Annotated in this window: 27 protein-coding genes and 1 riboswitch; of the genes, 15 read left to right on the top strand and 12 right to left on the bottom strand. The window is 71.8% G+C overall.

Features of this window, described 5'->3' with window-relative positions; translation table 11 throughout:
- Positions 1–84: 84 nt before the first annotated feature.
- The 7 genes from K377_RS24385 (at position 85) to K377_RS24355 (ending at position 7,279) form a co-directional block, all read left to right on the top strand.
- Positions 85–1,542: an RsmB/NOP family class I SAM-dependent RNA methyltransferase gene (locus tag K377_RS24385; RefSeq protein WP_111665637.1), complete on the top strand. Its 1,458-nt coding sequence runs from the start codon at positions 85–87 to the stop codon at positions 1,540–1,542.
- Positions 1,543–1,664: 122 nt separating this feature from the next.
- Positions 1,665–2,342 (top strand): ribulose-phosphate 3-epimerase, encoded by a 678-nt coding sequence (gene rpe, locus K377_RS24380; RefSeq protein WP_111665636.1) that lies wholly within the window; start codon positions 1,665–1,667, stop codon positions 2,340–2,342.
- Positions 2,343–2,548: 206 nt separating this feature from the next.
- Complete coding sequence (locus tag K377_RS24375; RefSeq protein WP_161195008.1) at positions 2,549–3,532, top strand: sugar-binding transcriptional regulator; 984 nt, start codon at positions 2,549–2,551, stop codon at positions 3,530–3,532.
- Between the two features lie 54 nt (positions 3,533–3,586).
- A complete protein-coding gene (locus K377_RS24370; RefSeq protein WP_375605951.1) occupies positions 3,587–3,931 on the top strand; it encodes a ribonuclease domain-containing protein in 345 nt (114 codons plus the stop codon).
- Entirely contained in the window at positions 3,928–4,239 is a 312-nt protein-coding gene (locus tag K377_RS24365; RefSeq protein WP_111665634.1) for a barstar family protein, read from the top strand. The genes K377_RS24370 and K377_RS24365 overlap by 4 nt, the downstream gene beginning before the upstream one ends.
- A 193-nt stretch (positions 4,240–4,432) precedes the next feature.
- Positions 4,433–5,677: a DUF1116 domain-containing protein gene (locus K377_RS24360; protein WP_111665633.1), complete on the top strand. Its 1,245-nt coding sequence runs from the start codon at positions 4,433–4,435 to the stop codon at positions 5,675–5,677.
- 159 nt (positions 5,678–5,836) lie between these two features.
- On the top strand, positions 5,837–7,279 hold the full coding sequence (locus K377_RS24355) for a GuaB1 family IMP dehydrogenase-related protein (protein ID WP_111665632.1): 1,443 nt from the start codon (positions 5,837–5,839) through the stop codon (positions 7,277–7,279).
- A gap of 56 nt (positions 7,280–7,335) precedes the next feature.
- On the opposite strand, the gene K377_RS24350 is transcribed toward K377_RS24355, so the two are convergent.
- From K377_RS24350 to K377_RS24320, 7 genes are read right to left on the bottom strand one after another with little or no spacing between them, the layout of a single operon-like run.
- The gene (locus K377_RS24350; protein ID WP_237551402.1) at positions 7,336–7,692 is read right to left on the bottom strand and encodes an ATP-binding protein; all 357 of its coding nucleotides are present in this window, start codon (positions 7,690–7,692) and stop codon (positions 7,336–7,338) included.
- 21 nt (positions 7,693–7,713) lie between these two features.
- Complete coding sequence (locus tag K377_RS24345; protein WP_111665630.1) at positions 7,714–8,106, bottom strand: STAS domain-containing protein; 393 nt, start codon at positions 8,104–8,106, stop codon at positions 7,714–7,716.
- Positions 8,103–9,323, bottom strand: coding sequence for a PP2C family protein-serine/threonine phosphatase (locus tag K377_RS24340; RefSeq protein WP_111665629.1), 1,221 nt, complete (start codon positions 9,321–9,323; stop codon positions 8,103–8,105). The genes K377_RS24345 and K377_RS24340 overlap by 4 nt, the downstream gene beginning before the upstream one ends.
- The gene (locus K377_RS24335) at positions 9,320–9,673 is read right to left on the bottom strand and encodes a hypothetical protein (RefSeq protein ID WP_111665628.1); all 354 of its coding nucleotides are present in this window, start codon (positions 9,671–9,673) and stop codon (positions 9,320–9,322) included. The genes K377_RS24340 and K377_RS24335 overlap by 4 nt, the downstream gene beginning before the upstream one ends.
- Positions 9,670–10,128, bottom strand: a complete 459-nt coding sequence (locus K377_RS24330) for an ATP-binding protein (protein ID WP_111665627.1) — start codon at positions 10,126–10,128, stop codon at positions 9,670–9,672. Before K377_RS24330 ends, K377_RS24335 begins: the two co-directional genes overlap by 4 nt.
- Positions 10,112–10,513: an STAS domain-containing protein gene (locus tag K377_RS24325; protein WP_111665626.1), complete on the bottom strand. Its 402-nt coding sequence runs from the start codon at positions 10,511–10,513 to the stop codon at positions 10,112–10,114. Before K377_RS24325 ends, K377_RS24330 begins: the two co-directional genes overlap by 17 nt.
- Positions 10,510–11,394, bottom strand: coding sequence for an STAS domain-containing protein (locus tag K377_RS24320; protein WP_111665625.1), 885 nt, complete (start codon positions 11,392–11,394; stop codon positions 10,510–10,512). Before K377_RS24320 ends, K377_RS24325 begins: the two co-directional genes overlap by 4 nt.
- Positions 11,395–11,820: 426 nt before the next feature.
- Between K377_RS24320 and K377_RS24315 the strand changes: the two genes are divergently transcribed.
- The 5 genes from K377_RS24315 to K377_RS24295 all read left to right on the top strand — a co-directional run bounded on the left by K377_RS24315 (position 11,821) and on the right by K377_RS24295 (position 17,935).
- Positions 11,821–13,296 carry an amino acid permease gene (locus K377_RS24315; RefSeq protein WP_111665624.1) on the top strand — a complete coding sequence of 492 codons (1,476 nt, stop codon included), beginning with the start codon at positions 11,821–11,823 and terminating at the stop codon, positions 13,294–13,296.
- A gap of 10 nt (positions 13,297–13,306) precedes the next feature.
- On the top strand, positions 13,307–13,759 hold the full coding sequence (locus K377_RS24310) for an Lrp/AsnC family transcriptional regulator (RefSeq protein WP_111665623.1): 453 nt from the start codon (positions 13,307–13,309) through the stop codon (positions 13,757–13,759).
- Between the two features lie 252 nt (positions 13,760–14,011).
- Positions 14,012–15,721 (top strand): NAD(P)/FAD-dependent oxidoreductase, encoded by a 1,710-nt coding sequence (locus K377_RS24305; protein ID WP_111665622.1) that lies wholly within the window; start codon positions 14,012–14,014, stop codon positions 15,719–15,721.
- A 319-nt stretch (positions 15,722–16,040) separates the two neighbouring features.
- Positions 16,041–16,196, top strand: coding sequence for a hypothetical protein (locus tag K377_RS24300; RefSeq protein ID WP_111665621.1), 156 nt, complete (start codon positions 16,041–16,043; stop codon positions 16,194–16,196).
- A 26-nt stretch (positions 16,197–16,222) separates the two neighbouring features.
- On the top strand, positions 16,223–17,935 hold the full coding sequence (locus K377_RS24295; protein ID WP_237551401.1) for a RecQ family ATP-dependent DNA helicase: 1,713 nt from the start codon (positions 16,223–16,225) through the stop codon (positions 17,933–17,935).
- A 12-nt stretch (positions 17,936–17,947) separates the two neighbouring features.
- Here K377_RS24295 and K377_RS24290 read toward each other — a convergent pair whose 3' ends face one another.
- The 3 genes from K377_RS24290 to K377_RS24280 form a co-directional block, all read right to left on the bottom strand.
- Complete coding sequence (locus tag K377_RS24290; RefSeq protein ID WP_111665619.1) at positions 17,948–18,607, bottom strand: DUF4232 domain-containing protein; 660 nt, start codon at positions 18,605–18,607, stop codon at positions 17,948–17,950.
- A gap of 218 nt (positions 18,608–18,825) precedes the next feature.
- A complete protein-coding gene (locus K377_RS24285; protein ID WP_111665618.1) occupies positions 18,826–19,755 on the bottom strand; it encodes an LLM class F420-dependent oxidoreductase in 930 nt (309 codons plus the stop codon).
- A gap of 97 nt (positions 19,756–19,852) precedes the next feature.
- Positions 19,853–20,575, bottom strand: coding sequence for a DUF5995 family protein (locus tag K377_RS24280; RefSeq protein WP_111665617.1), 723 nt, complete (start codon positions 20,573–20,575; stop codon positions 19,853–19,855).
- A 171-nt stretch (positions 20,576–20,746) separates the two neighbouring features.
- Between K377_RS24280 and K377_RS24275 the strand changes: the two genes are divergently transcribed.
- Positions 20,747–21,871 carry a glycoside hydrolase family 6 protein gene (locus tag K377_RS24275; protein ID WP_111665616.1) on the top strand — a complete coding sequence of 375 codons (1,125 nt, stop codon included), beginning with the start codon at positions 20,747–20,749 and terminating at the stop codon, positions 21,869–21,871.
- Between the two features lie 3 nt (positions 21,872–21,874).
- On the opposite strand, the gene K377_RS24270 is transcribed toward K377_RS24275, so the two are convergent.
- Positions 21,875–23,266 (bottom strand): uracil-xanthine permease family protein, encoded by a 1,392-nt coding sequence (locus K377_RS24270; protein WP_111665615.1) that lies wholly within the window; start codon positions 23,264–23,266, stop codon positions 21,875–21,877.
- A 190-nt stretch (positions 23,267–23,456) separates the two neighbouring features.
- Here K377_RS24270 and K377_RS24265 point away from each other — a divergent pair, with 190 nt between their 5' ends.
- Positions 23,457–23,921, top strand: a complete 465-nt coding sequence (locus tag K377_RS24265; protein ID WP_258395113.1) for a thioesterase family protein — start codon at positions 23,457–23,459, stop codon at positions 23,919–23,921.
- On the opposite strand, the gene K377_RS24260 is transcribed toward K377_RS24265, so the two are convergent.
- On the bottom strand, positions 23,884–25,104 hold the full coding sequence (locus K377_RS24260; RefSeq protein ID WP_111665614.1) for an MFS transporter: 1,221 nt from the start codon (positions 25,102–25,104) through the stop codon (positions 23,884–23,886). The two genes, K377_RS24265 and K377_RS24260, sit on opposite strands and share 38 nt — an antisense overlap.
- Before the next feature lie 116 nt (positions 25,105–25,220).
- Here K377_RS24260 and K377_RS24255 point away from each other — a divergent pair, with 116 nt between their 5' ends.
- Entirely contained in the window at positions 25,221–26,384 is a 1,164-nt protein-coding gene (locus K377_RS24255) for an ROK family transcriptional regulator (protein WP_111665613.1), read from the top strand.
- A 248-nt stretch (positions 26,385–26,632) separates the two neighbouring features.
- Positions 26,633–26,763: riboswitch (FMN riboswitch) on the top strand.
- Positions 26,764–26,828 lie beyond the last annotated feature (65 nt).

The raw sequence follows: 26,828 nt of genomic DNA, 5'->3' as shown, positions 1-26,828 counted from the left end.
GGCGCCGGGCCGTAGTCTTGGAGGGTTCACATCGGCGTACGACCTTGCGCGTGACGCCCGTACGAATCCAGCAGCGGAGCACCTTTGAACGACCAGCCGACCTCGTCGAACCGCGGCGCCGGGAAGTCCGGCACATCCGGCAAGCCCGGCAAGCCCCACCGCCGGCCCAAGAAGGACCCGGCGCGCATCCTCGCCTTCGAGGTGCTGCGCGCGGTCGACGAGCGGGACGCGTACGCGAACCTCGTGCTGCCGCCGCTGCTCAAGAAGGCCCGGGCGAAGGAGGGGTTCGACGGGCGGGACGCCGCGCTGGCGACCGAGCTCGTCTACGGGACGTTGCGCCTCCAGGGCACGTACGACGCGATCGTGGCGGCCTGCATCGACCGGCCGCTCCGCGAGGTCGACCCGCCGGTCCTGGACGTCCTGAACCTGGGTGTGCACCAGCTGCTCGGGACGCGGATCCCGACGCACGCCGCCGTCTCCGCGTCGGTGGAGCTGGCGCGGGTCGTGCTCGGCGACGGGCGGGCCAAGTTCGTCAACGCGGTGCTGCGGAAGGTCTCGCAGCACGATCTCGACGCCTGGCTGGAGCGCGTCGCGCCGCCGTACGACGAGGACCCCGAGGACCATCTCGCCGTCGTCCATTCGCATCCGCGATGGGTGGTGTCGGCCCTGTGGGACTCGCTGGGCGGCGGCCGGGCCGGGATCGAGGACCTGCTGGAGGCGGACAACGAGCGGCCCGAGGTGACGCTCGTGGCACGCCCCGGACGGACCACGGCCGAGGCCGTCCTCGCCGAGGTCGGGGAGGACTCGGGGCTGCCGGGCCGCTGGTCGCCGTATGCCGTACGGCTCACCGAGGGCGGCGAGCCGGGGGCGTTCGACGTCGTCAGGACCGGGCGCGCCGGAGTGCAGGACGAGGGCAGCCAGCTGGTCGCGCTCGCGCTCGCGAACGCTCCGGTCGAGGGTTCGGACAGCACGTGGCTCGACGGGTGCGCAGGCCCGGGCGGCAAGGCCGCCATGCTCGCCGGGCTCGCCGCCGAGCGCGGCGCCGTGCTCCTCGCCTCCGAGAAGCAGACGCACCGGGCCGGACTCGTCGGCAAGGCACTGGCCGGCAACCCGGGGCCGTACCAGGTGATCGCGGCGGACGGGACCCGGCCGCCGTGGCGCTCCGGGACCTTCGACCGCGTCCTCATGGACGTGCCCTGCACCGGACTCGGCGCCCTGCGCCGGCGGCCCGAGGCGCGCTGGCGGCGGCGGCCGGAGGACCTCGACGGGTTCGGGCCGCTCCAGCGGAGTCTGCTGCGCACGGCGCTCGACTCCGTGCGGGTCGGCGGCGTCGTGGGGTACGCGACGTGCTCACCGCACCTCGCCGAGACGCGGGCCGTCGTCGACGACGTGCTGAAGTCGGTCGGCGGGGCCGAACTCATCGACGCGCGGCCGCTGATGGAGGGCGTGCCCGCGCTCGGGGACGGGCCCGACGTGCAGCTGTGGCCGCATCTGCACGGGACCGACGCGATGTATCTGGCCCTGATCCGGCGGACCGCGTAGCGGTGGCGCGCAGGCGCTGCGGGTGAGGTTCCGGGGCTTGGCCCCGGGCCCCGGTCCTCCATCGCCGGACGGGCTTGAATCCCGAGGAGGGAAAGCGGCCCCGGGCATGGCAGTCTTGGGGCATGGCCGTTCAGATCAACCCCAGCATCCTCTCCGCGGACTTCGCGCGCCTTGCCGACGAGGCACAGGCGGTCGCGGGCGCCGACTGGCTCCACGTCGACGTCATGGACAACCACTTCGTCCCGAACCTCACCCTGGGGGTGCCGGTCGTAGAGTCGCTGGCGCGGGCGACGGACACCCCGCTGGACTGCCATCTGATGATCGAGAACCCCGATCAGTGGGCTCCCCAGTACGTCGAGGTGGGGGCCGGATCGGTCACCTTCCACGCCGAGGCCGCCCACGCGCCCGTCCGGCTCGCCCGTGAGATCCGCGCCAAGGGCGCCCGCGCCTCCATGGCGCTCAAGCCGGCGACGCCCATCGAGCCGTACGAGGATCTGCTCCCCGAGCTGGACATGCTGCTGATCATGACGGTTGAGCCCGGGTTCGGCGGGCAGGCCTTCCTGGACATCATGCTGCCGAAGATCCGCCGGACGCGTGAGCTGATCTCCAAGCACGGTCTGGAGCTGTGGCTGCAGGTCGACGGCGGGGTCTCCGCGTCGACCATCGAGCGGTGCGCGGAGGCGGGGGCGGACGTGTTCGTCGCCGGTTCGGCGGTATACGGGGCGAGTGACCCGGCCGAAGCGGTCCGCGGACTGCGCGCGCAGGCGGCGTCGGCGTCGACCTGGGCGTGCGACCACTGAGCCACGGTTCCGTGAACGGCGTTCCCTCGGGGCTGATCGGATCCGCGGGATCTGCAAGGATGAACGGCGTATCCAGGTTGTGAACAGAAGAGCGTGCGGTGGGCGCGGTATCAGTGCTTGTGTCCACAGTTGTCGTGTGAGTCGTGAAGAAGAGCAGTGAGGAGATCGCCGTGTCCGCATCATCGGCGGGACGCGCAGCCCTGCGGATGGGACCCGCGGAGCTGATGCAGGCGGCGGCCATGGCCCGTCGCTTCTATCTGGAGGGCAAGTCCAAGATCCAGATCGCCGAGGAGTTCGGCGTCAGCCGCTTCAAGGTGGCCCGGGTCCTGGAGACCGCCCTGGAGCGAGATCTCGTGCGCATCGAGATCCGGGTCCCGGCCGAGCTGGACGCCGAGCGTTCCGACGCGCTGCGCGCGCGGTACGGACTGCGGCACGTCGTGGTCGTCGAGTCACCGGCCGAGGCCGAGGAGTCGCCCGACCCGGAGAACCTGGGCGAGGTCGCCGCCGACCTCCTGGGCGAGCTGGTCACCGAGGGCGATGTCCTGGGTCTCGCGTGGGGCCGCTCCACCATTCACATGGCCGCCGCTCTCGACCGGCTCCCGCCGTGCACCGTCGTGCAGCTGACCGGTGTGTACGACGCGGGGACCGCCGAGCGCGGCTCCGTGGAGGCCGTCCGGCGGGCCGCGCAGGTCTCGGGCGGCGACGCCCACCCGATCTACGCGCCGATGCTGCTGCCGGACGCCGCCACCGCCGGGGCGCTGCGCCACCAGACCGGGATCGCCCGCGCCTTCGAGTACTTCGACAAGGTCACCGTGGCGTGCGTGTCCATCGGCTCCTGGGAGCCGGGCATCTCCACCGTGCACGACATGCTCAGCGACGAGGAGCGCGCGCACTACGCGTCGCTGGGCGTCGCGGCCGAGATGTCGGCCCACCTGTTCGACGCTCAGGGGCGTCGGGTCGGCCGGGACCTCGGCGAGCGCTGCATCACGGTGGAGGCGGACCGGCTGCGCCGCATACCGGAGGTCGTGGCGATCGCGGGCGGACAGCGGAAGGCTGCCGCCATCGACGCCGTGCTGCGGTCCGGGCTCGTGACCAGTCTGGTCACCGATACGTCCGCGGCTGACTTTCTGCTGACGGCCGGACCGACGCCGAAGCCGGCGCTGCAGCGGGCCGACCCCGACGGAGTGTGAGGTCACGGGGCTCCGCCCCGGGCCCCGCTCCTCGATCGCCGGAGGGGCTTGATCGTGGCTCGTCGTGTTCTCTGTCTGCTGCTGACTTGCTGTGCGCTCCTCGTGGGGTGCTCCGACTCCGGCCTCGGCACCGTGCGGGAGAGCCGGCTGCCCGTCGAGGCGCGGCGCACGCTCACCCTCATCGACAAGGGCGGCCCCTTCCCGTACGAGAAGGACGGCAGCGTCTTCGGGAACTACGAGCGGCAGCTGCCCGAGCACCGGCGGGGCTACTACCACGAGTACACCGTGCCCACGCCGGGCTCGCGCGACCGTGGCGCCCGGCGCATCGTCACCGGTGACGAGCGCGAGACGTATTACACCGATGACCACTACGAGTCGTTCAAGGAAGTGCTGCGATGAGCGCGAGCGGTGACTGGGCGGTCCGCGTCCTCGACCTCGACGGGGCCGTGGACAAGGCCGCCCTCATGGACCGCTGCGCCGTCGCCCTCGACCTGCCTTCGTGGTTCGGGCGGAACTGGGACGCGCTGGCCGACGCGCTCGGCGACCCCGGGCAACTGCCGACGGAGGCCGCCGGGCCCGGGCTGCTGCTCGTCGTCAGCGGATGGCGGGAGTACGCGCGCCGGGAGCCCGGTCAGTGGGAGATCGCCCAGGAGATCTTCGAGCGGGCCGGCGCGGTGCGGGTGGCGCTGGCGCTGGGGCCTCTTTAGGCCTGCTGTACGGGTCTGGGTCAGCTGTACGGGTCTGGGCCTGCTGTACGGGTCTGGGCCTGCTGTACGGGTCTGGGCCTGCTGTACGGGTCTGGGCCGGCTGTACGGGTCTGGGTCAGCTGTACGGGTCTGGGCCTGCTGTACCGGCCCGGTTTCGGAGGCGGTGGGGGAGGTGCGGGGCGGGAGGCCCCGCATGACCCCGACCTCCCGCCCGCTGCTCACCGCCCGGCCCGACATCGAGGCCGCCAACCCGACCGCCCTCGCCCGTGTCCTGGACGTCCAGCCGCTGTGGACCGACGTCCGCCCGGCCGCCGAGCTGATCCCCGAACTCGCCGACGAGCGGCTGCTGTTGCACGCCGGGCCGCCCGTCGCGTGGGAGTGGATGTGCGTCGGCGCGGTCGTCCTCGAAGGCTGGGCCGCCACCGAGGAAGGGGCCCTGCGACTCGCCGGGTCCGGCGCCGTCCGCTTCGCGCCCTGCCACCACCACGACATGGTCGGCCCGATGGCCGGGATCCTCTCTCCGTCCATGCCGCTGATGGTCGTGGAGGACCGGGCGAGCGGACTGCGCGCCTACTCCAACCTCAATGAGGGGCAAGGGCGTTGCCTGCGGTACGGGGCGCTCGGCGATGACGTGATGCGACGGCTGCGCTGGATGGGGGAGCGGCTCGGACCCGCGCTGCGGGCGGCGCTGGGGGAGCGCGCCGAACCCGTCAACCTCCGTACCGTCACCGCCCAGGCGCTCCAGATGGGCGACGAGTGCCACAGCCGCAACACCGCCGCCAGCGCCCTGCTCGCCCGCGAACTCGGCCCTGCCCTCGCCCGCCACGCCGACCTCGGCGGCATCGAGGCGCTCGACTTCCTGCGCGACAACAACTACTGGTTCCTGAACTTCTCCATGGCGGCCGGCAAACTGGCGCTCATGGCCGGGCACGGCGTGGAGCACTCCACCCTCGTCACCGCCTTCGCCCGCAACGGCGTCGACGTCGGCATCAGGGTCAGCGGTCTCGGCGACGCCTGGTTCACGGCGCCCGCCGCGCCCGTCGACGGACTGTACTTCGCCGGGTACGGGCCGGGCGACGCCAACCCCGACATCGGCGACAGCGCCATCACCGAGACCCACGGCCTCGGCGGCTTCGCCCTCGCCGCCGCCCCGGCGATCGTCGGCTTCGTCGGCGGCACCCCCGAGCGGGCCCGCCGGGTCAGTCAGGAGATGGCGGCCATCACCCTCGGCCGGCACCGCGACTACCGGCTCTCCGGGCTCGACTTCGCGGGCAGCCCGGTCGGCATCGACGTTCGCAAGGTCGTCGACACCGGCCTCGAACCCGTGATCACCACCGGCATCGCCCACCGCGAACCCGGCATCGGCCAGATCGGCGCCGGACTCACCCACGCGCCGCTGAGCTGCTTCACGGGGGCGCTGGACGCCTTTCCGGAGTGACCTGACCAGGCTCTCGGATGATCATCCAACCCGGTGGGACGCGCTTGGGACGTTCGGCCCGAAGACGTGACCATGGCCCACGTGGGAAAATGAAGTACGTGCTTTGTGCCCCGGCGGCATCCTTCCGGGGCTCCCTTCTAGCGATCGGGACCTGCGCACGTGCGTTTCCTCAATGACATCCAGCCCGCGTACGACCTGACGTACGACGACGTCTTCATGGTGCCGCGGCGCAGCGCCGTCGGCTCCCGTCAGGCCGTGGACCTCTCCTCCCCGGACGGCACGGGCACCACGATCCCGCTGGTCGTCGCCAACATGACCGCGATCGCGGGCCGCCGGATGGCCGAGACCGTGGCCCGTCGCGGCGGCATCGTCGTCATCCCGCAGGACATCCCGATCGAGGTCATCACCGACGTCATCTCCTGGGTCAAGACGCGCCACCTGGTGCTCGACACCCCGATCGTGCTCGCCCCGACCCAGACCGTCGCGGACGCCCTGGTGCTGCTGCCCAAGCGCGCGCACAACGCCGGCGTGGTCGTCGACGACCAGCAGCGGCCCGTCGGTGTCGTCACCGACGAGGACCTGACCGGCGTGGACCGCTTCACCCAGCTGTCCGAGGTCATGTCCCGCGACCTGCTGCTGCTCGACGCGGACATCGACCCGCGCGACGCCTTCAACAAGCTGGACGGCGCCAACCGCCGCTACGCCCCGGCCGTCGACAAGGACGGCAAGCTCGCGGGCATCCTGACCCGCACCGGCGCCCTGCGCGCCACCCTCTACACCCCGGCCACCGACGCCGAGGGCAAGCTGCGCATCGCCGCCGCCGTCGGCATCAACGGCGATGTGGCCGGCAAGGCCAAGCAGCTCCTCGACGCGGGCGTCGACACGCTCGTCATCGACACCGCCCACGGGCACCAGGAGTCGATGATCAGCGCCATCAAGACCGTGCGCGCGCTCGACCCGCAGGTCCCGATCGTGGCGGGCAACATCGTCGCGGCCGAGGGCGTCAAGGACCTCATCGAGGCCGGAGCGGACATCATCAAGGTCGGCGTCGGCCCCGGCGCCATGTGCACCACCCGCATGATGACCGGCGTCGGCCGCCCGCAGTTCTCCGCCGTCCTGGAGTGCGCCGCCGAGGCCAAGAAGTACGGCAAGCACGTCTGGGCCGACGGCGGTGTCCGCCACCCGCGCGACGTCGCCATGGCCCTCGCGGCCGGCGCGTCGAACGTGATGATCGGCTCCTGGTTCGCCGGGACCTACGAGTCCCCCGGCGACCTCCAGCACGACGCCAAGGGCCGCGCCTACAAGGAGTCCTTCGGCATGGCCTCCGCCCGCGCCGTCAAGAACCGCACGTCGGACGAGTCGGCGTACGACCGCGCCCGCAAGGCGCTCTTCGAGGAGGGCATCTCCACCTCCCGCATGTTCCTCGACCCGCAGCGTCCGGGCGTCGAGGACCTGATCGACTCGATCATCGCGGGCGTCCGCTCCTCCTGCACCTACGCGGGTGCGAACTCGCTGGCCGAGTTCGAGGAGAAGGCCACCGTCGGGATCCAGTCCGCCGCCGGCTACGCCGAGGGCAAGCCGCTGCACGCCAGCTGGAGCTAGCACCGGGCTCTTCACTTACGCGCCGTCCGGCCCCCGGGCCGGACGGCGCGCCCCGTTCACACCGCTGTCGGCGCCGCCCACCCGGCCGCGATGCACTTGCCGTCCGCCGACGGACGCACCGAGAGCTGCTCGGCCAGCCGCTCCACCATGTGCCAGCCGAAGCCGCCCCCGCCGCCGAGATCCGGCGTCCGCGGCACCGGAGCGCGCGGATCCGCGTCCTCCACCTCCACCGCGAGCCCGCCCGCGTCCACGCGCAGCCGCAGCCTCGCCAGCGCGCCCGTGTGCCGGGACGCGTTCGTGACCAGCTCCGACACGACCAGGAGCACCGCGTCCGTGTCGGCCCAGGGGCAGTGCTCGGCGAGGAACCGGGCAGCCGACTGCCGGGCCTCTGTCCCCGTCAGGGGACCGTCCATCACGATCTCCATCTGTACCGGCTACCCCGCCGACGGATCGGTACCGGTACCGGATCCGGCCGGGCCGTCGGGCACCAGGACCGTGTCGAGCCCGGTGATCCGGAAGATCCGCTCGACGACCGGCGACAGCTTGGACACCGCAAGGTCGGAGTTCCGCTCCTGCAACGCGCGGCGCGCCCGCAGCAGGGCGTTGATGCCGCCCGAGTCGAAGAACCGTACGTCCGACAGATCGAGGGTGAGCGTCTCCCCGTCCGGTACCACGAACCCGGTGAGGGCGTCGAGCAGCCGCGGCGCGCTCTCGTAGTCCAGGTCGCCGGTGAGGGCGACCACCGGACCGTCCGGGCCCGGTGCGGTGGCGAACCGCAGCACGTGGGAGGAGTCCCCGGGTATCGACTCGGGCGCGGCATGGGTCATCGGCTTCTCCGTACGGTGAGGGCGAGGGTGTCGTCCGGATGCAGGATCACGGTGTGCATCTCCTGTGCGAGGGCCCCGGGGATCTCTTCGGTGGGGCGGTGCCGGTGGCGGACGGCCGCCGCGGTCAGCCGGCGTTCCCCTTCGTAGGGGTCGCGGCGGCTCTCGGTCAGGCCGTCCGTGTACAGGACGAGCAGGTCGTCGCGGTCGAGCCGTTCGTGCCGCAGACCTTCGCTGCCCGCCATCGGATAGCCGATGCCCCGGCCGCGCACCTCCAGGAAGCGGGCGCTGCCGTCGCCGCCCACCAGCAGGGGCGGCGGATGGCTGCCGTTGGCGACGGCGATCCGGCCGGAGACCGGGTCGATGCGGACCAGCTGCACCGTTGCCATCAGCTCCCGGTCGTAGGGGAGCAGGATCTCGTCGGTGCGCCGCACGATCGTCTCCAGCGAGTGGCCCTCCAGGGTGAGGGTGCGCACGGCGTGGGTGACGTCCAGGGCGCTGCGGGTACTGGTGACGCCGTGTCCCAGGGCGTCGACGACCGTGATGTGCACGGTGCCGTCGGGGAGCTGGAACCAGTCGTAGAGATCGCCGCCCGTCGGGGTGTCGGTGCCGGCCGGTGCGTAGTGGATGGCCAGCTCCAGGCCGTCGACTTTGATCGGCGCCGGGCGCAGCGCGTCCTCCAGCTCGCGCAGCATCTGGCCGTGCGCGCGCCGCAGCTGTTCGTCACGCTCCTCCAACTGCACGTACAGGGCGAGGACACCGCTGTTGGTCTCGTCCAGCTCGTGGGTGAGGTGGCGCCGGTCCGCCTCCAGGGAGTCGGCCCGGTGCACGGCCGCGCGCAGCTCCTCCTCCAGCAGTTCCACGGGGGAGGGGTCCGGCTGTCGCCGGGCCGGGACAGGGGCCTGCGCGGGCAGCGGGATGCGCCACACCGTGGTGTCCGCCTCGCGCTGGGCGGGCAGCGGCAGGCTCTCCACGGCGGACGCTGACGGTGCCCGCAGCCGCACCGTCAGCTCGCGGTCCGCCGCGGCCGGCGCGGCTTCCAGGGTGACGAGCCGGCCCGCCCGCAGTTCGGTCTCGGCCACCCGGGACACGGACTGCGCGAGACGGGTGCGCAGCTCGGCCGGCAGGTGCGCCCGGGCCGCCAACGCCCTTACGGCAGAGCGCAGTTCGGGCAGCGACCGGTGCGTCGTGCGCTGGTGCGCGGCCGCCTTGTCGGTCATGGACTCCTCCTTGCCGCTCCGGAGACCGGAGCGGTCGCGTCGTCGCGTGCGCTGCGGTGGCCGTGCCTCAGGGCGGCGGCGAGCAGCCGGGGCGGCATGCCGAGCAGAAAGGCGGCCACATCGATGCCGTCGCCCAGCGGACGGCACCGCACGTACATGGCGCCGGCCACCGCGTGGCGCAGCAGGTTCCCGGCGAGCTCGGTGGTGCGGACCGCGGCCCGCTCGGCGGCGGTGTCGTCCAGGCCGCCGAGCAGAGCGGCGCTTCGCGTCGGCGTCGCCGCGTGGGGCACGGCGCCGGCGTGGTCGACGACGCGCGCGGTGACCGCGGGGTCGCTGAGTGCGTAGGTCATCGCACCGTCCAGCGCACCGCGGTCACGGTCGTCCCCGCTCCCGGCCGGCTGTCGACATGGAACTCGTCCATCAGCCGCCGCGCGCCGCCCAGGCCGTGGCCGAGGCCGCCGCCGGTGGTGAAGCCGTCCTGGAGCGCCGCGCCGACGTCCGCGATGCCGGGGCCCTCGTCCCCGATCACCAGCCGGATGCCGCTGCCGCCGGGCCGGGTCAGGAGCTCCACCGTGAGGGTGCCGCCCTTGCCGTGGACGTAGGCGTTGCGGGCGAGTTCGCTCGCCGCGGTCACCACCCGGGTCTGGTCGACCAGCCCGAAGCCGCACTCGACCGTGGCCGCCCGCACCGCATGACGGACCGTCAGCAGATCGTCGTCCGACCGTACTTCGTACGTGCGCTGCACGGTCATCTGCGGGCCCGTGGAGTGGGCCGCGGGTGCCGCGTGCTCATCCGACAAGGTCATGGCCGCGAGCCTCCAGGGTCCGCTGCCAGCCGAGCGCGGTCAGGGCCTGCTCCGCGTTGAGCGCGGTCTCCACGCCCGTCAGCCGGATGCCGAGTTCGACCAGCGTGATGGCGATGGCGGGACGCATCCCGGCGACGATCACCCGGGCTCCGAGCAGCCGGGCCATCGTGGTCAGCTCCATGAGCGTACGGGCCACGAACGAGTCGATGATCTCCAGGCGGGAGATGTCGATCAGTACACCGCGGGCGTGGTCCGACACGATCCGCTCGGTCAGTTCGTCCGTGAACAGGATGGCGGACTTGTCGTCCAGCTCGGCGAGCAGCCCCGTCACCAGGACGTCGCCCAGCCGGAGAATGGGAACGCCCTGCGGGCCCGGGGTGGTCACCGCGCCGCCGACCCGGCGACGGCCAGACCCACGGCGGGCCGGTCCGTGATGCAGACCGCCGCGGACAGGGCGTCGGCGAGGGTGGCGCGGGTCAGGATGGTGGACAGGTCGATTCCCAACTGGGCGATGGTCTGGGCGATGGGCGGCCGGATCCCGCTGATGACACAGTCCGCGCCCATCAGCCGGACCGCGTTGACCGTCTGCATGAGGTGCTGGGCGACCGCGGTGTCGACGGTCGGCACCCCGGTGATGTCGATGATGGCGACTTTCGCCTCGTCGTCCTGGATGGCCTGGAGCAGCGACTCCATGACGATCTGTGTGCGGGCCGTGTCCAGAGTGCCGATCAGCGGCACCGCGAGCACGTGCTTCCACAGCCGCACCACCGGCGTGGACAGCTCCAGCAGCTGCCGGCTCTGCCGCCGGATGATCTCCTCACGGCCCTCGACGTAGGTCTCGAACGAGAGCGCGCCCGCCGTGTCCAGCATCCGGTTCACCAGGATCGCCGCCGAGAACAGCTCGCCCATGTCCCGCGTGGTGTGCTGCACGGCCGCGAGCAGCGCCTCCTTGAGGGAGAGCACCGCGAGCGAGGTGTCGGTGGGGGTGGCACCCGCGCGGACCCGGCGCAGCGACATCTCCGTGACCGCCGCGCGCAGATCGCGGTGCGCGGACACGACGCGCTCGACCGGGATGTCGCCGGCCAGCGCGTCCGTGAGCGCGTCGACGAGGGTGCGGGCCTCTTCGCGCAGTTCGGCCTCGCTCATGTCCGTACCGAGTGCGGCCCGCTCCAGCTGGAGCGTCGTCCAGCGGCCGGCGATCTGGTCGTCCTGATCCCTCAGCGCCTCGAGCAGCAGGGTGCGGATGTCGGTGTCGCTGGTACTCACGAGCCTCTCTCACATCGTGTCTTCGGACATGTGCGTCGAGCACATGATGCCTTTCCCGAACCGCCCCTGCCGAAGCCCGGGTCGATGTCAGGTCATCTTCCCGGTCGAAGGCAGGGGCGGCCGTACCGAATACCCCGGTCCCGGGCTTTCACTCCCACGTGTGCGATGTGGCCTCGCACACACCGGACACCCCTCGCGTCGCCGGGCGACGCAATGAACACGTGCGGTGCGGCGGTACGCGCAACGATCTTGCGGGTGCGCGCAAGGTTGCTGCATTACAGACGGGAACGGGCGTCCTCTAGAGTCATCCGCTGTACGTGGCATGGCGGGGGACGGCCTGCTCGGCGGTCCCCGGCCAGGGTGTGGACCGTCACGTCTCCTTCCGTCACGGCCGACTGAAACCGGCAGCGATCAAGGAGCCAGCGCGTGCTCGACCAGGGAACCCCACCCGCAGCAGGAACCTCCGCAGGGCCCGTCGCCCGTCTCATGCGGCGCAAACCCGTGGAACGCCTGGTCGCGGAGGGCGGCCAGGGTGAGGGCGGCACCCTGCGGCGCTCCCTCGGCCTCTGGCAGCTGACCATGATCAGCATCGGGGCCACGCTCGGCACCGGCATCTTCGTCGTCCTCGGCGAGGCGGTCCCGAAGGCCGGCCCCGCGGTCACCCTCTCCTTCGTCATCGCCGGCCTGACCGCGCTCTTCTCGGCCCTCTCGTACGCCGAACTGGCCGGGACCATCCCGGTCGCGGGCTCCTCGTACTCGTACGCATACGCAACGATGGGCGAGCTGGTCGCCTGGGTCTGCGGCTGGTGTCTGATCCTGGAGTACGGGGTCTCGGTCGCCGCCGTCGCCGTCGGCTGGGGCGAATACCTCAACGAACTGCTCGACGGCACCATCGGCGTCACCATCCCGGACGCGCTCTCCGCGCCGCCCGGCGACGGCGGCGTCTTCAACCTGCCTGCGCTCATCGTGGTCGTGCTCGCGATGGTCTTCCTGCTCGGCGGCGCCCGGGAGTCCGCCCGCGCCAACACGATCATGGTCGTCGTGAAGATCGTCTCCCTGCTGCTCTTCTGCGCCATCGGCCTCAAGGGCTTCGAGTCCGGCAACTACGCCCACTTCATGCCGCTGGGCATGGCCGGAGTCAGCGCGGCCGGGGCCACGCTCTTCTTCTCCTACATCGGTTTCGACGCCGCCTCCACCGCGGGCGAGGAGGCGAAGAACGCCCAGCGCGACCTGCCCCGCGCGATCATGCTCTCCCTCGTCATCGTCACCGCGCTGTACGTGCTCGTCGCCGCGGTCGCCGTCGGCGCCCGGCCCTGGAAGCAGTTCGACGACACCGAGGCCACCCTCGCCGGGATCATGCAGGACGTCACCGGCCAGTCGTTCTGGGCGACGCTGCTTGCCGCGGGCGCCGTCATCGCCATCGCCTCGGTCGTGCTGACCGTGCTCTACGGGCAGACGCGCATCCTCTTCGCGATGTCCCGGGACGGGCTCGTGCCGAAGGTGTTCGCCAAGGTCCACCCGAAGACGGGCGCGCCGCGCGCCAACACCGTCATCGTCTCCCTGTTCTGCGGGGTGCTGGCCGCCGCGATCCCGCTCGGCCAGCTCGCCGACGCCACCAGCATCGGCACGCTCTTCGCGTTCGCCCTGGTCAACGTCGCCGTGGTGCTCCTGCGCCGGACCCGCCCCGAGATGGACCGCACCTTCCGGGTGCCGCTCTTCCCGGTCCTGCCGGTCCTCGGCTTCGGCTTCTGCGTGTGGATGATGGGCAGCTTGTCCGCGATCACCTGGATCGTCTTCGGTGTCTGGATGGCCGTCGGCCTCGTGTTCTACTTCTGCTACGGGATGCGTCGCTCCCGTCTCGCCGCCCCGGAAGTCACCGCTGACCCCGCAGCCCAGAAGTGAACCTCCTGCCTTGCTGAACGATCTCGACGAACGCATCGTGCACGCCCTCGCCGAGGACGCCCGCCGCTCCTACGCCGACATCGGCCAGCTGGTCGGCCTGTCCGCGCCCGCCGTGAAGCGGCGCGTAGACCGGCTGCGCGCCACCGGCGCCATCACCGGCTTCACCGTACGGGTCGACCCGGCCGCGCTCGGCTGGGAGACCGAGGGATTCATCGAGGTCTACTGCCGTCGCAACACCTCGCCGGACGCGATCCGGCGGGGCCTGGAGCGGTATCCGGAGATCGTGGCCGCGTCCACCGTCACCGGGGACGCGGACGCGCTGGTGCAGGTCTTCGCCTCCGACATGCGGCACTTCGAGCGGGTCCTGGAGCGGATCGCGGGGGAGCCGTTCGTCGAGCGGACCAAGTCCGTGCTCGTCCTGTCGCCGCTGATGCGCCGCTTCACCTCGGGCTCGCCGGCCTGACCCGGCCCGGGCCCTGAGGGCCCGCGTACGCGAAACGCCGCCGGGGCCGCCCGGCGCGCAATGAATCGCCGTTCAGGGCGCCTCGTACGCAACAGATCGCACACGGAGACGCAACAGTCCCGTCTTGTCCGGCCGAACAGCGAAAACGTACCGTTCTCAAGGCCCGCCGATCTGTCGCGGGCCGCACCCCCTCAGCTCGCCCAGGCCGGGCACGCTCCTGTCTGAACCGCGTCCGCAAGGAGTCCGCACCCCATGACGTCCACGGTGCCCACCGCCGTCCAGCACACCGACGCCCAGCCGCCGATCACCATGTTCGGGCCGGACTTCCCCTACGCGTACGACGACTTTCTCGCGCACCCGGCGGGCCTGGGGCAGATACCGGCGACCGAGCACGGCACCGAGGTCGCCGTCATCGGCGGCGGTCTCTCGGGCATCGTCGCCGCGTACGAGCTGATGAAGATGGGCCTCAAGCCCGTCGTGTACGAGGCCGACAAGATCGGCGGGCGGCTGCGGACGGTGGGCTTCGACGGCTGTGACCCGGCGCTGACCGCCGAGATGGGCGCGATGCGCTTCCCGCCGTCGTCGACGGCGCTCCAGCACTACATCGACCTGGTGGGCCTGGAGACCCGGGAGTTCCCCAACCCCCTCTCCCCGGCGACCCCCTCGACCGTCGTCGACCTCAAGGGCGAGTCGCACTACGCCGAGACGATCGACGACCTGCCGCAGGTCTACCGCGATGTCGCCGCCGCGTGGAACGCCTGCCTGGAGGAGGGTGCCGACTTCTCCGACATGAACCAGGCGATGCGCGAGCGGGACGTGCCCCGCATCCGGGAGATCTGGGCGAAGCTCGTCGAGAAGCTCGACAACCAGACCTTCTACGGGTTCCTGTGCGAGTCGGAGGCGTTCAAGTCCTTCCGGCACCGGGAGATCTTCGGCCAGGTCGGCTTCGGCACCGGCGGCTGGGACACCGACTTCCCGAACTCGATCCTGGAGATCCTGCGCGTCGTCTACACCGAGGCCGACGACCACCACCGCGGCATCGTCGGCGGCTCGCAGCAGCTTCCGCTGCGGCTGTGGGAGCGCGAGCCGCACAAGCTCGTGCACTGGGCGCCGGGCACCTCCCTCGCCTCGCTGCACTCCGACCGCACCCCGCGTCCCGCCGTCACCCGGCTGTCCCGCACCGCGGGCAACCGCGTCACCGTGACCGACGCCGAGGGCGACATCCGCACGTTCAAGGCCGCGATCTTCACCGCCCAGTCGTGGATGCTGCTGTCGAAGGTGGCGTGCGACGACGCGCTCTTCCCGATCGACCACTGGACCGCCATCGAGCGCACCCACTACATGGAGTCCAGCAAGCTGTTCGTCCCGGTCGACCGGCCGTTCTGGCTCGACAAGGCCGTCGACGGCCAGGGCAACCCCACCGGCCGGGACGTCATGTCGATGACGCTCACCGACCGCATGACGCGCGGCACCTACCTCCTGGACGACGGGCCGGACAAGCCCGCCGTCATCTGCCTCTCCTACACCTGGTGCGACGACAGCCTGAAGTGGCTGCCGCTGTCGGCGAACGAGCGGCTGGAAGTGATGCTGAAGTCGCTCGGCGAGATCTATCCGAACGTCGACATCCGCAAGCACATCATCGGCAACCCGGTCACCGTCTCCTGGGAGAACGAGCCGTACTTCATGGGCGCCTTCAAGGCGAACCTGCCGGGCCACTACCGCTACCAGCGCCGCCTGTTCACCCACTTCATGCAGGACACCCTCCCGGCCGACCGCCGCGGGCTCTTCCTCGCCGGCGACGACATCTCCTGGACCGCGGGCTGGGCCGAGGGCGCGGTGCAGACCGCGCTGAACGCCGTATGGGGCGTCATGCACCACCTGGGCGGCGGCACCGACGCGACCAACCCGGGCCCGGGCGACCTCTACGAGTCGCTCGCGCCCGTCGAACTGCCGGAGGACTAGGGGCTTTTCGGCTGATTCGGATCACTTCGAGCCCTCCGGGTGCCCCGATGAACCACATCCCGCGCGATCTCATGAAGGTTGTATGCGTGCGCGGTTGGTTGTGGGGCAATCGTGCCTGCGGAAGAGGTCAAGAACGAGTGCGCGACGGGCGGGTGACGGTGGAGATGAAGGCGACGGATGTGACTCCGGTGGCTTTTCGTCTCCCCGTTCTCTCCTTGATCGGCACTCGCCGCAATTCTTCTTCTCGGCCGCATATGCGGTTCGGGTCGGGGTACGCGGACTTGGCTCGTAGAAAACGACTCGGACGAATGGACTCGAGATGATTCTCCTTGGACTGATCCTGCTGATCGTCGGCCTGCTGGTGGGTATGGGCCTGCTGACGACCATAGGTGGAATCCTGATCCTGGTGGGCGCGATCCTGTGGATTCTCGGCGCCACCGGCCGGGCCGTCGGTGGTCGCAAGCACTACTTCTAGTCCGCCCGCCGCGAAGCGGGATGAGCATGCCCCTCAAGAACCTGTCCCTCCGTCGACGGCTCCGGCGCAGCGCCCGTGAGGTGTTCGGCTGGAAGCAGCTGAGAGCCGCACAGCTCGACGCGATGACCGCCGTGATGTCGGGGCGGGACACCATGGTCGTGATGCCCACGGGCGCCGGTAAGTCGGCCGTCTACCAGGTGCCGGGTGTCCTCTTGAGCGGGCCTGCCGTGGTCGTGTCGCCACTGATCGCGCTGCAGCGCGATCAGGTGGCCGCACTCACGGGTGCGCGCGGCCGGCCCGGAGCGCGGGCCGTCAACTCCGCGCAGGGCGACCGGGCCAACACGGACGCCTGGGAGCGGATGCGCGAAGGCGCCCTGGACTTCCTGTTCGTCTCTCCCGAACAACTGGCCAAGGACGACGTCGTGGCCGAGATCGCCGCCACGCGTCCCGCACTGCTCGTGATCGACGAGGCCCACTGCGTCTCGACGTGGGGCCACGACTTCCGGCCCGACTACCTGGCCCTGGGGCGCGTCCGCGAGCGGATCGGCCGGCCGCCTCTGCTGGCCCTGACGGCGAGCGCCGCGGCGCCGGTGCGCGCCGACATCATCGAGCGCCTCGGCATGCGCGACGTGCATCAAGTCGTCGCGGGTTTCGACCGCCCCAACCTTCACTTGGAAGTCGTCCGTCACCAAAAGGACGCGGAAAAACGGCGCTGGGTCGTGGAACGCGCGTCGGCGGAGGCGAAACCGGGAATCATCTACGCCGGAACGCGCCGGGAGGCCGAGCAATACGCGGCGGAACTCTCCGACATCGGATTCGACAGTTCCGCCTATCATGCGGGCCTTTCCGCATCGGAACGCGCCCGTACGCACGAGAAATTCCGCGACGGCGCGCTCGACATCGTCGTCGCAACTTCGGCATTCGGAATGGGAATCGACAAAGCGGATATCCGTTTCGTGCTCCACGCCACCGTTCCCGGCTCGCTCGACGCCTACTACCAGGAGATGGGGCGCGCCGGCCGCGACGGAGAACCGGCGGCCGCGATCCTCGCGTACCGGCCCGAAGACCTCGCGTCCCAGCGCTATCGCGCGGGCGGCCGCCCCGACGCGGACACACTCCTGCGCGTGATGGACACCGTGCGCGCACACAAGGACGGTGTCTCCGGCACGGCTCTGCGCGACGAGACGGACCTGTCACAGACGGCGCTGACCTCGCTGCTGCACCTCTTGGAGGAAGCGGGCGGCGTCCAGTTCGCCGCCGAGGGGGTCGTCCACGCGGTCCCCGGTGCCCGGCGCGACACCTGTGCCGAGGAGGCGCTGCGCATCGCTGGCGCCCGCGTCCGGCTGGAGCGCTCGCGCCTGGAGATGATGCGGTCGTACGCGGAGACGACCGGCTGCCGCCGACGCCATCTGCTGGGCTATTTCGGCGAGGCCCCCGCCAAGAAGAACTGTGCCGGCTGCGACGTGTGCGCCCCCGCGCGTCCCGAAGCCGCGTCCCGTGCGGAGCGGCACGACGTACTGGCCGGCACCGGCGGCGCGGCACCTCGCCGGGACGAGCCGCGCGACGACATGTTCCTTCCGGGACAGCGCGTGCGGCACACGTCCTGGGGCGAGGGCGAGGTCATGAGCCAGGAGGACGGCCACGTCACCGTGCTCTTCGCCGACGCGGGATACCGCACGCTCTCGCTCACCGCGGTCACCGAGCGCGGCCTGCTGACACCGGCGCCGACCGCGCGCTGAACCCGCGCCCGTTCACTGCTTGCCGGTGCCGACCGGGTCCACGGTGACGCCGCCGGAGGGCTTGTCGGAGACCGGCAGGTTCAGGGAGACCGGCACGTTTTTGGAGTGCGTCTCGTTCGGGGGCGTGACGACGAGGCTGGTGATGGTGACGCCGGAACCGCCCGAGGTGTTCGGCGTGTAGTGCAGGTGGAAGCGGGTCTCCTCGCCGTTCTTGAGGACGACCGAGACCGGGGCCGTGCCGGTGCGCCCGGCGCTGATGCTGCCCCCGCCGTTGGCCGCCTTGAGGTCGACGCCGGGGAAACCCTTGAGGTAGCAGGCGTCGCCGGTGTTCTTCATGGCGACCATGAAGTCGCCCTCGCCCATGCCGTGGGCGGTGCTGAAGCTGAGGTCGGCGGTCTTGCACGGGCCGGTGTTGATCTGGCCGCCACCGCTGCCCGGGGCGTCGTCGCCGGACGACGAGCCACCGTCCGTGGACGCCGCGGAGGACGAAGCGGAGGACGAAGCGGAGGACGACGAAGGCGCCGACGCCGACGAGGAGGACGACGAGGACGCCGCGGCCGAGTCGTTCGAGCCCGACGCCCCGTCCCCGCTGTCCTGGTTGTCCTGGCAGGCGGTGAGGGCGAGGCCGGCGGTGAGGGCGACGGCGGCGAGGGTGAACTTCTGGACGCGCATCGTGGCTTCCTTCGTGGTCGGTGGCGGCCACCCGGCGTGAGCGGCTCACTGATCATGAAGACTCACCGGCCGCGCGGCCCGTTCCACCCTCCGCGTTCCCCCTACATGGCTGTTACACGCGCCACGGGAAGGCGGTGGTGGAGCGGGTTTCCCTCGTATCCCCGTTCGGACCACCGGCACCGTTTCGTGACACGGTCGCCCTTGACCTGTGGAACCGGTCAGACGCCCGCGGCCCGCGCCTTCTCGTAGACCTCCGCCGCCACGTCCTTCAGCTCCTCGGCGTCGCGCAGCGGACCCTGGAGATCGATCAGGATCTCGTCCAGGCCCACCTCGTCGTGCGCCACCAGGTCCTCGACGATCTGGTCGACGCTGCCCTGGAACGGCCGGCGGTCGTCGCCCGGGTACGGCTCGCGCGTGCGGACCGTGTTCACCCGCAGCACGCTCTGCAGCGGCTCCGTACGACCGCGCTCCTCCGCCAGTTCCCGCAGCTGTGCCCACTCCCGCTTCAGCGGCTCGGCCCCCATCCCCACCGGCATCCAGCCGTCCGCCCGGTCGACGAGGCGGCGCCGGGCCTTCGGGCTGCTCGCCGGGAGCAGGATCGGCACGGGACCCGCCGGTTTGGGGCCGACCACGGAAGGCGCGATCGTCGTCAGCTCGCCCTCGTACGCGACCGGGTCCGGGCCCCACACCGCGCGGCACACCTCGATCAGCTCGTCGAGGACCCGGCCGCGCCGCTCGAAGGGCGCCACGCCCGCCGCCGCGTACTCGTCGTGCGACCAGCCCGTGCCGAGCCCCGCCACCAGCCGGCCGTCGCTCGCCGCGTCCAGCGAGGCCAGTGAGCGCGCCAGCTGGAACGGCACGTGCAGCGGGGCCACCAGCACACTGGTGCCGAGGCGTGCGGTGGAGGTGGCCGCCGCCGCGAGGGTGAGCGAGACGAGCGGGTCGGCGACCGAGCGGTATCCGTCCGGCCACGGCATCCCGGGAATCCCGTAGAGACCCTGCCGGGCGGGCTCGGGGTACAGGATCCGCTCGAAGACCCACAGGCTCTCGTAGCCGGTCGCCTCGGCGGCGCGCGCCACGTCGGGAATGTCGCGGCCGATGGCGTACTGCCGCATCTGCGGGAGTCCGAGTCCGAGTCGGGTCGTCATCCGGGTCTCCTTCGTCGCGTACGTGTCCGGTGCGATGGATGTCGCACCTTCAACGTATCCGCGCGGCAGGGGAGTTCCGGAGCCGGAGCGGCCGGTTTCAGCCGGGGAAGGCGGGCAGCGGAGTGAGCAGCATGCGGCCCACCAGGCCCACCGACGCGTCGAGGCGTTGCGCGAACTCGGCCTGGAGTGGCGGTAGTTCGCGCAGGGCCCACAGGGCGCGGGCCGCCGCCCACGCCCCGTCGCGGGCCCGCTCCAGGCTCCAGGAGCCGAGCAGGTGGGTGAGCGGATCGGCGACCTGGAGGAGATCGGGGCCCGGCATCAGCTCCTCGCGGATGTGCTCCTCCAGCGAGACGAGGACGTCTCCGACGCGGTCGAACTCGTCCTCCAGACAGTCCGGTTCGCAATCGAGCGTACGGCAGGTGTCCACGACGGCCAGCGCGAGATCGTGGCCGATGTGCGCGTTGATGCCCGCGAGCGCGAACTGCAGGGGACGTACCCCGGGATGGCTGCGGAACTGGAGCACCGGCCGCCAGCAGGCCGGCGGCCGCACCCCGCAGGCTGCCGCGTCGACCGCCGTCAGATAGCGCTCGGCGAACCGGACGTCCAGCGCGACGGCGGCCGCGCGGTCCGGGAAACCGCCGCGACACCCCTGGTCGATGGCGTGATCCACGGCTTCCGTGACCGACAGATAGATCCGGTTGAACACCGCCACACCGTCCTGCGGCGGCAGATGCGCGGCGACCGCCTGCATCCGTGCGATCACCGAGTCGACTCCTTGGGCCGGGATCAGCGGCCCCGTGATGCGTTCCAACTGCGCCATGCACGAAGCGTCCCAGCCCTAGGCTGACGCGGGCGTCGGCTGGCCGGGGGCTTCCCCGAAACGAGGGAACCGGCGGCCGCGAAGCCGGGGGAGAGCACGGTGTCAGGGTCGAGAGCGGGGCGGCTCGCCGAACGGCGGGCGGACCGGCGGCGGACGGTGTGGCGGGGCGCGATGGTCACCGCCGCCGCGGCCGTGGCCGCCGTCGGGACCGTCGCGGGTCTGGTGTCCGCCCTCGACGCGCACCGGGGCGACGACGGCACGGCGCGGCCCACCGTGAGCCCGGTCCCCAGCCTGGCGCCGCTGCCCGCCGTGCCGAGCCGGACACCCACCGCCGACCCGCCCTCCCTCTCGCGGAGTTCCGCGACGCCGGAACCCGGGCCGACGAAGCCGACGGCCACCCGTCCCGCGCCGGTCACCCGGATGCCCGCGCCCGTCGGCCTGTACCGGTACGGCGGCTCCCAGGTGCTCGACTGGGTGCGCGCCCACCCCTCCGACCCGCGCCGCCCGCTCATCGAGTCCCGGATCGCGGCCCGGCCGGCCGCCGTCTGGTTCGCCGACTTCGCACCGGACACCCTCGCGTCCCGGGTGCGCGCGGTGACCTCCGGTGCGGCGCGCGCTGGCCGGGTGCCGGTCGTCGTCGCGTACGCGATCCCGCAGCGCGACTGCGGCGGCGCCTCCGACGGCGGGGCGCCCGACATCGGCGCGTACGACGACTGGATCGACCGGTTCGCGGCGGGGCTCGGCACCCGCGAGGTCATCGTGATCCTGGAACCGGACGCGCTCTCCCAGACCGATTGCCTGAGCGGGAGCCAACGGGCGGACCGCTACGCGGCGTTGGCGCGCGCGGGCCGCGTGATGAAGACGGCGAACCCGCGGGCGCGCGTCTACTACGACGCCGGGCACTCCGACTGGAACCCCGCCGGAACGCAGGCCGCCCGGCTGCGCGCCGCGGGCGCCGCCGCCCCGGCCTCGTCCGACGGCGTCTTCACCAACGTGTCCAACTTCAACCGCACCGACGACGAGATCGCGTACGCCCGCCGGATGCTCACCGCGATGGGCGCCCCCGACTCCCTGGGCGCCGTCATCGACACCAGCCGCAACGGCAACGGCGCGGCGCCGGGCGGCGCGTGGTGCGACCCCGACGGCCGCGGGATCGGACAGCCGCCGACCCTCACCACGGGCCGGCCGCGGATCGACGCCTATCTGTGGGTGAAGCTGCCGGGGGAGTCGGACGGCTGCAAGGGAGAGCCGGGCACGTTCGTGCCCGGCTATGCCTACGAACTCGCCAAGGGCTGAGGCCTATCGCGGGTCGGCCGTCTTCCCGTCGTCGTACGTGGACGTGCCCTGGTCGAGCAGCGGCTCCTGCTGCTTGAGGTGGGCGGGGGCCATCGCCCGCAGCGCGTGATAGCCGGTGATGACCACGATCGTGCCGAGGGCGATGCCGCTCAGCGAGAAGTTGTCGCTGAACTTCAGGGACACGTTGCCGACGCCGATGATGATGCCCGCGGCGGCCGGCACCAGGTTCAGCGGGTTGCGCAGATCGACCTTGGCGTTGATCCAGATCTGCGCGCCGAGCAGGCCGATCATGCCGTAGAGGATGACGGTGATGCCGCCGAGCACGCCGCCCGGGATCGCGGCCACGATCGCGCCGAACTTCGGGCACAGGCCGAAGAGCAGCGCGAATCCGGCCGCCGCCCAGTAGGCCGCCGTCGAGTAGACGCGGGTCGCGGCCATCACGCCGATGTTCTCGGAGTACGTGGTGTTGGGCGGGCCGCCCACGGCGGTGGAGAGCATGGACGCGACGCCGTCGGCGGAGATCGCGGTGCCCAGCTTGCCGTCGAGGTTGTCGCCGGTCATCTCGCCGACGGCCTTCACATGTCCGGCGTTCTCCGCGATCAGCGCGATGATCACCGGCAGCGCGACGAGGATCGCGGACCACTCGAACGACGGGGCGTGGAAGGAGGGCAGCCCGATCCAGTCGGCCTTGCCGACGCCGGAGAGGTCCAGACGCCAGTGGTCCACGGCCTCGGTGCCGCCGTTCGTGGAGTGGATCTTGCCGAAGACCTGGTCGAACAGCCACGAGACCGCGTAGCCGAAGATCAGGCCGAGGAAGATCGCGATCCGCGACCAGAAGCCGCGCAGGCACACCACGGCCAATCCGGTGAACAGCATGACGAGCAGCGCCGTCCACTGGTCGGTCGGCCAGTACGTGGAGGCCGTGACCGGTGCCAGGTTGAAGCCGATCAGCATCACGACCGCGCCGGTCACGATCGGCGGCATCGCGGCGTGGATGATCCGCGCCCCGAACTTCTGCACCGCGAGACCGACGACGAAGAGCAGCACGCCGACGACGAAGACCGCGCCGGTGACCGTGGCGCTGGAGCCGCCCGAGGCCCGGATCACCGCGGCGACGCCCACGAAGGAGAGCGAACAGCCCAGGTAGCTGGGCACCCGGCCGCGCGTGGCCAGCAGGAAGATGACCGTCGCGACACCGGACATCATGATCGCGAGGTTCGGGTCGAGACCCATGAGGACCGGGGCCACGAATGAGGCGCCGAACATCGCGACCACGTGCTGGGCGCCGAGCCCGATCGTGCGCGGCCAGGACAGCCGCTCGTCGGGGCGGACGACGGCTCCCGGGGCCGGGGTCTTCCCGTCGCCGTGAAGCTTCCAGCGGACGCCGAGGTCCATGTGCGCACTCTGCTTTCTGTGGCCTGAAACGATCGCCTCATGTTAATGCGACGTAAGTGCGAGTTCTTGTCGTGCCCGTCGCCGTCCGCGGGCGTCGCCGAGGCGCAGGTCACGCGGCCCTGCTGAGCGTTTGCTTAGGTCGGCGCCGTACGATGACGCTCCCACCCGTACCGCACCAGGAGCCCCATCCGTGACCGCCGTCGCCCCCGACCACACCACCGGCAGCACCGGCCGCCCCGGCCTGCTCGTTCCCGTCCACGTCCACTTCGACGACCTCGACGCGCTGGGCATGCTGCACAACGCCCGCTACCCGGTCCTCGTCGAGCGCGCCTGGACGGCCCTGTGGAACGAGCGCGGTCTCGTCTTCGAAGGCGACTGGGACGCGGCCGGCGACTTCTGCAACGCGGTCAAGGAACTCACCGTCAGCTACGAGGTCCCGGTCCTGCGCCCGGGCGCGTACGCCGTGCACCTGTGGATCGAGCGGCTCGGCAACACCGGCCTGACCTACGGCTTCCGCTTCTGCTCGGCGGACGGCGCGACCACCCACGCGCGCGGGACGCGCGTCCTGGTCCGGCTCGATCCGGGGACGCTGCGCCCCACCCGCTGGAGCGACGCGTTCAGGGCTTGCGCGCAGGATCTGCTGCCGCAGGGCTGACCTGCTCCGGCACCGTCGTCCGGGTCCGGTCACCGGCACGCAGCACCCCCGCGAACACCGCGAGCCCGCAGGCCAGCACGGTGACCAGGCCGAACGACACCACCAGGCTCGTCGCCTGGGCGATCGTGCCGATCGCGGACGGCGCGACGAGCCCCGAGGTGTACGTGATCGTGGCGACACCGGCGATGGCCAGGCTCGGGTTCGGCCCGCTGCGCCCGGCCGCCGCGAAGGCGAGCGGCACGACCACCGCGATGCCGAGACCGAGCAGCCCGAATCCGGCCATGGCCACGGCCGGGTTCGGCGCGACGACCACCATCAGGGCGCCGACCGCCGCGCCGATCCCGCTGATCCGCACGGTGCGCACGGCCCCGAACCGGTCCACGACCTTGTCGCCCGCGATCCGCGCGACCGCCATGGTGAGGGTGAAGCCGGTGGTGCAGGCGGCGGCGAGCCCCGCCGACGTGTCGAGCACGTCCTTCAGATAGACCGCCGACCAGTCCAGGCTGGCGCCCTCGGCGAACACCGCGCAGAACCCGACCGCGCCGATCAGCAGCGCCGACTTCGGGGGCAGCGCGAAGCGCGGCGGCGGCTCCTCGTCCTCGGTCGCCCGCAGATCCAGCACCCACTGACAGGCGGTGAACCCGGCGACGGTCAGCACCGCGGCGGCGAGTACGTGGTGCAGCCGGGCGTCCGCGCCCAGATGCGCGGCGAGCGTGCCGCCCGCCGAGCCGATCAGGGCGCCCGCGCTCCACATGCCGTGCAGCCCCGACATGATCGACTTGTCGAGCCGGGTCTCGACCTCCACGCCGAGGGCGTTCATCGCCACGTCCGACATGCCGGCCGTCGCGCCGTAGACGAACAGGGCCACGCAGAGCGTGAGCAGATTCGGCGCGAGGGAGGGCAGGGTCAGCGCCAGCGTCCACAGTGCGAGCAGTCCGCGCAGCGCGGTCCTGGCCCCGAACCGGTGGCTGATGCTGCCGGCCAGCGGCATCGCCACGGACGCGCCGATCGCCGGGAAGGCGAGCGCGAGCCCGAGCTGGCCCGCGCTGACGCCCGCGTGCTCCTGGATCCAGGGCACCCGGGTCGCGAACGAACCCGTCACGGCCCCATGGACGCAGAAGACGGTCGCGACGGCGTACCGCGCCCGCTTCAACTCCCCTGTTCCGTATATGACTTCACTCATCTCGCGGGCCCCTCCCGGTGTGTGCCCATGCTCGTCCGTCACGGTGCCGCCGTAAACTATCAGGAACCCTGCCTGATAGTTAACCCGTTTCCGCCTCCGAGCCGTAGGATCCCGCCATGCCCGCATCGCCGAGGACCGCCCGAGCCATCAACGACCGGCTCGCGCTGCGCTTCCTCCAGGAGGAAGGACCGCTCACCGCGGGCCAGCTCAAGGAGCGCACCGGACTGTCCCGGCCCACCGTCGCCGACCTGGTCGAACGCCTCACGGCCTCCGGCCTCGTCGCGGTCGTCGGGGAGACCGGGGCGCAGCGCCGCGGGCCGAACGCCAAGCTGTACGGGATCGTGGCCGACCGCGCCCACCTCGCCGCCCTCGACGTGCGCACCGAGGGGGTCCGGCTGGTCGTCGCCGATCTGCTCGGCACCGTCCTGGCGGAGGCATCCGTCCCCGTCGCGGTGGGGGAGGAGACCGGCGCCGCCGTCGAGCGCGCCGTCGCCCTCCTGGAGCGCACCGCCAAGGAGGTCGGCGCCGGGGCCCTGCACACCGTCGGGGTCGGCGCCCCCGGTCTCATCGACCCCGCGACCGGCGAGCTGCGCGACTCCTCCGGACTGCCGCTGTGGCACCGCCGGTTGATCGCCGCTCTCCAGGAACGGCTGCCCGCGCGCGTCCTCGTGGAGAACGAGACGAACCTCGCCGCCCTCGCCGAGCAGCGCGACGGTGCCACCCGGGACCGGGACACGTTCGTGCTGCTGTGGCTCGGGCTCGGCATCGGCGCGGCCGTCGTCCTGGACGGCAGGCTGCGCCGCGGGGCCTCCGGCGGTACCGGGGAGGTGGGGTTCCTGCCCGTGCCGGGCACCGGCGGTGTGCCGTCCGCCGTGAACTGTGACGGGGGCTTCCACTCGCTGGCCGGCTCGGCCGCGATCCTCGAACTCGCCGTGGAGCACGGGCTCGTGGGGCCGGGGGAGCCCGTGGGACGGGCCGCCGAGGTGGTCCGCACCGCCGTGGCCTCCGGCGCGGACGGGTTCCTCGACGTGCTGGCCGACCGGGTGGTGCTCGGGGCCGCCGCCGTCGTGGCCGTACTCGACCCTGGCTGCGTGGTGCTTGCCGGGGAGGTCGGGCGGGCGGGCGGTGACGTCCTCGCCGAACGGGTCGCCGCGCGGCTGGCCCTGATGTCCCCGCTGGCCACCGAGGTGCGGGCGGGGGAGCTCGGGGGTGGGGCCGTGTTGCGCGGGGCCTTGCTGATGGCCCGCGAGGCCGCCCAGGACATCGTGTTCGCGCCGTAGGCCCCCAGACCGCCGAACGCCTGCGGCCCGGTGGGGCTTCTCGCGCAGTTCCCCGCGCCCCTGGGCGAGCGGAGCTCGCTTCAGGGGCGCGGGGAACTGCGCGACCAGCCACGACGGTGGCGCGCGTACCCACCGGCCTCGTATTCCCGATCGGCGCCGATATCCATCGCAGGGTGCTGTGAGTCAGCCCACAGCAACCGTATGCATGCACATCGACAGGACGTGGCAGACTGGGCGTGTACCAGAAGCAGCGCACTCCGGGGTCGGTGAAAGTCCGAACCGGCGGTTACAGTCCGCGACCCGGTCACGTCCAGTGGCCGGTTGACCAGGTGAAATTCCTGGACCGACGGTTAAAGTCCGGATGGGAGGCAGTGCGCGGCGGGCGGGCACCACAGGTGCGCGTCGCCGGCTGTTTCGCCGTTCCCGCGAAGGGACCGGTGTCGA

The organism is Streptomyces sp. PsTaAH-137, assembly GCF_003259365.1.
Lineage (GTDB): Bacteria > Actinomycetota > Actinomycetes > Streptomycetales > Streptomycetaceae > Streptomyces.
The sequence above is the reverse complement of the archived record's forward strand: the minus strand, read 5'-3'. Positions and strand labels throughout refer to the sequence as shown.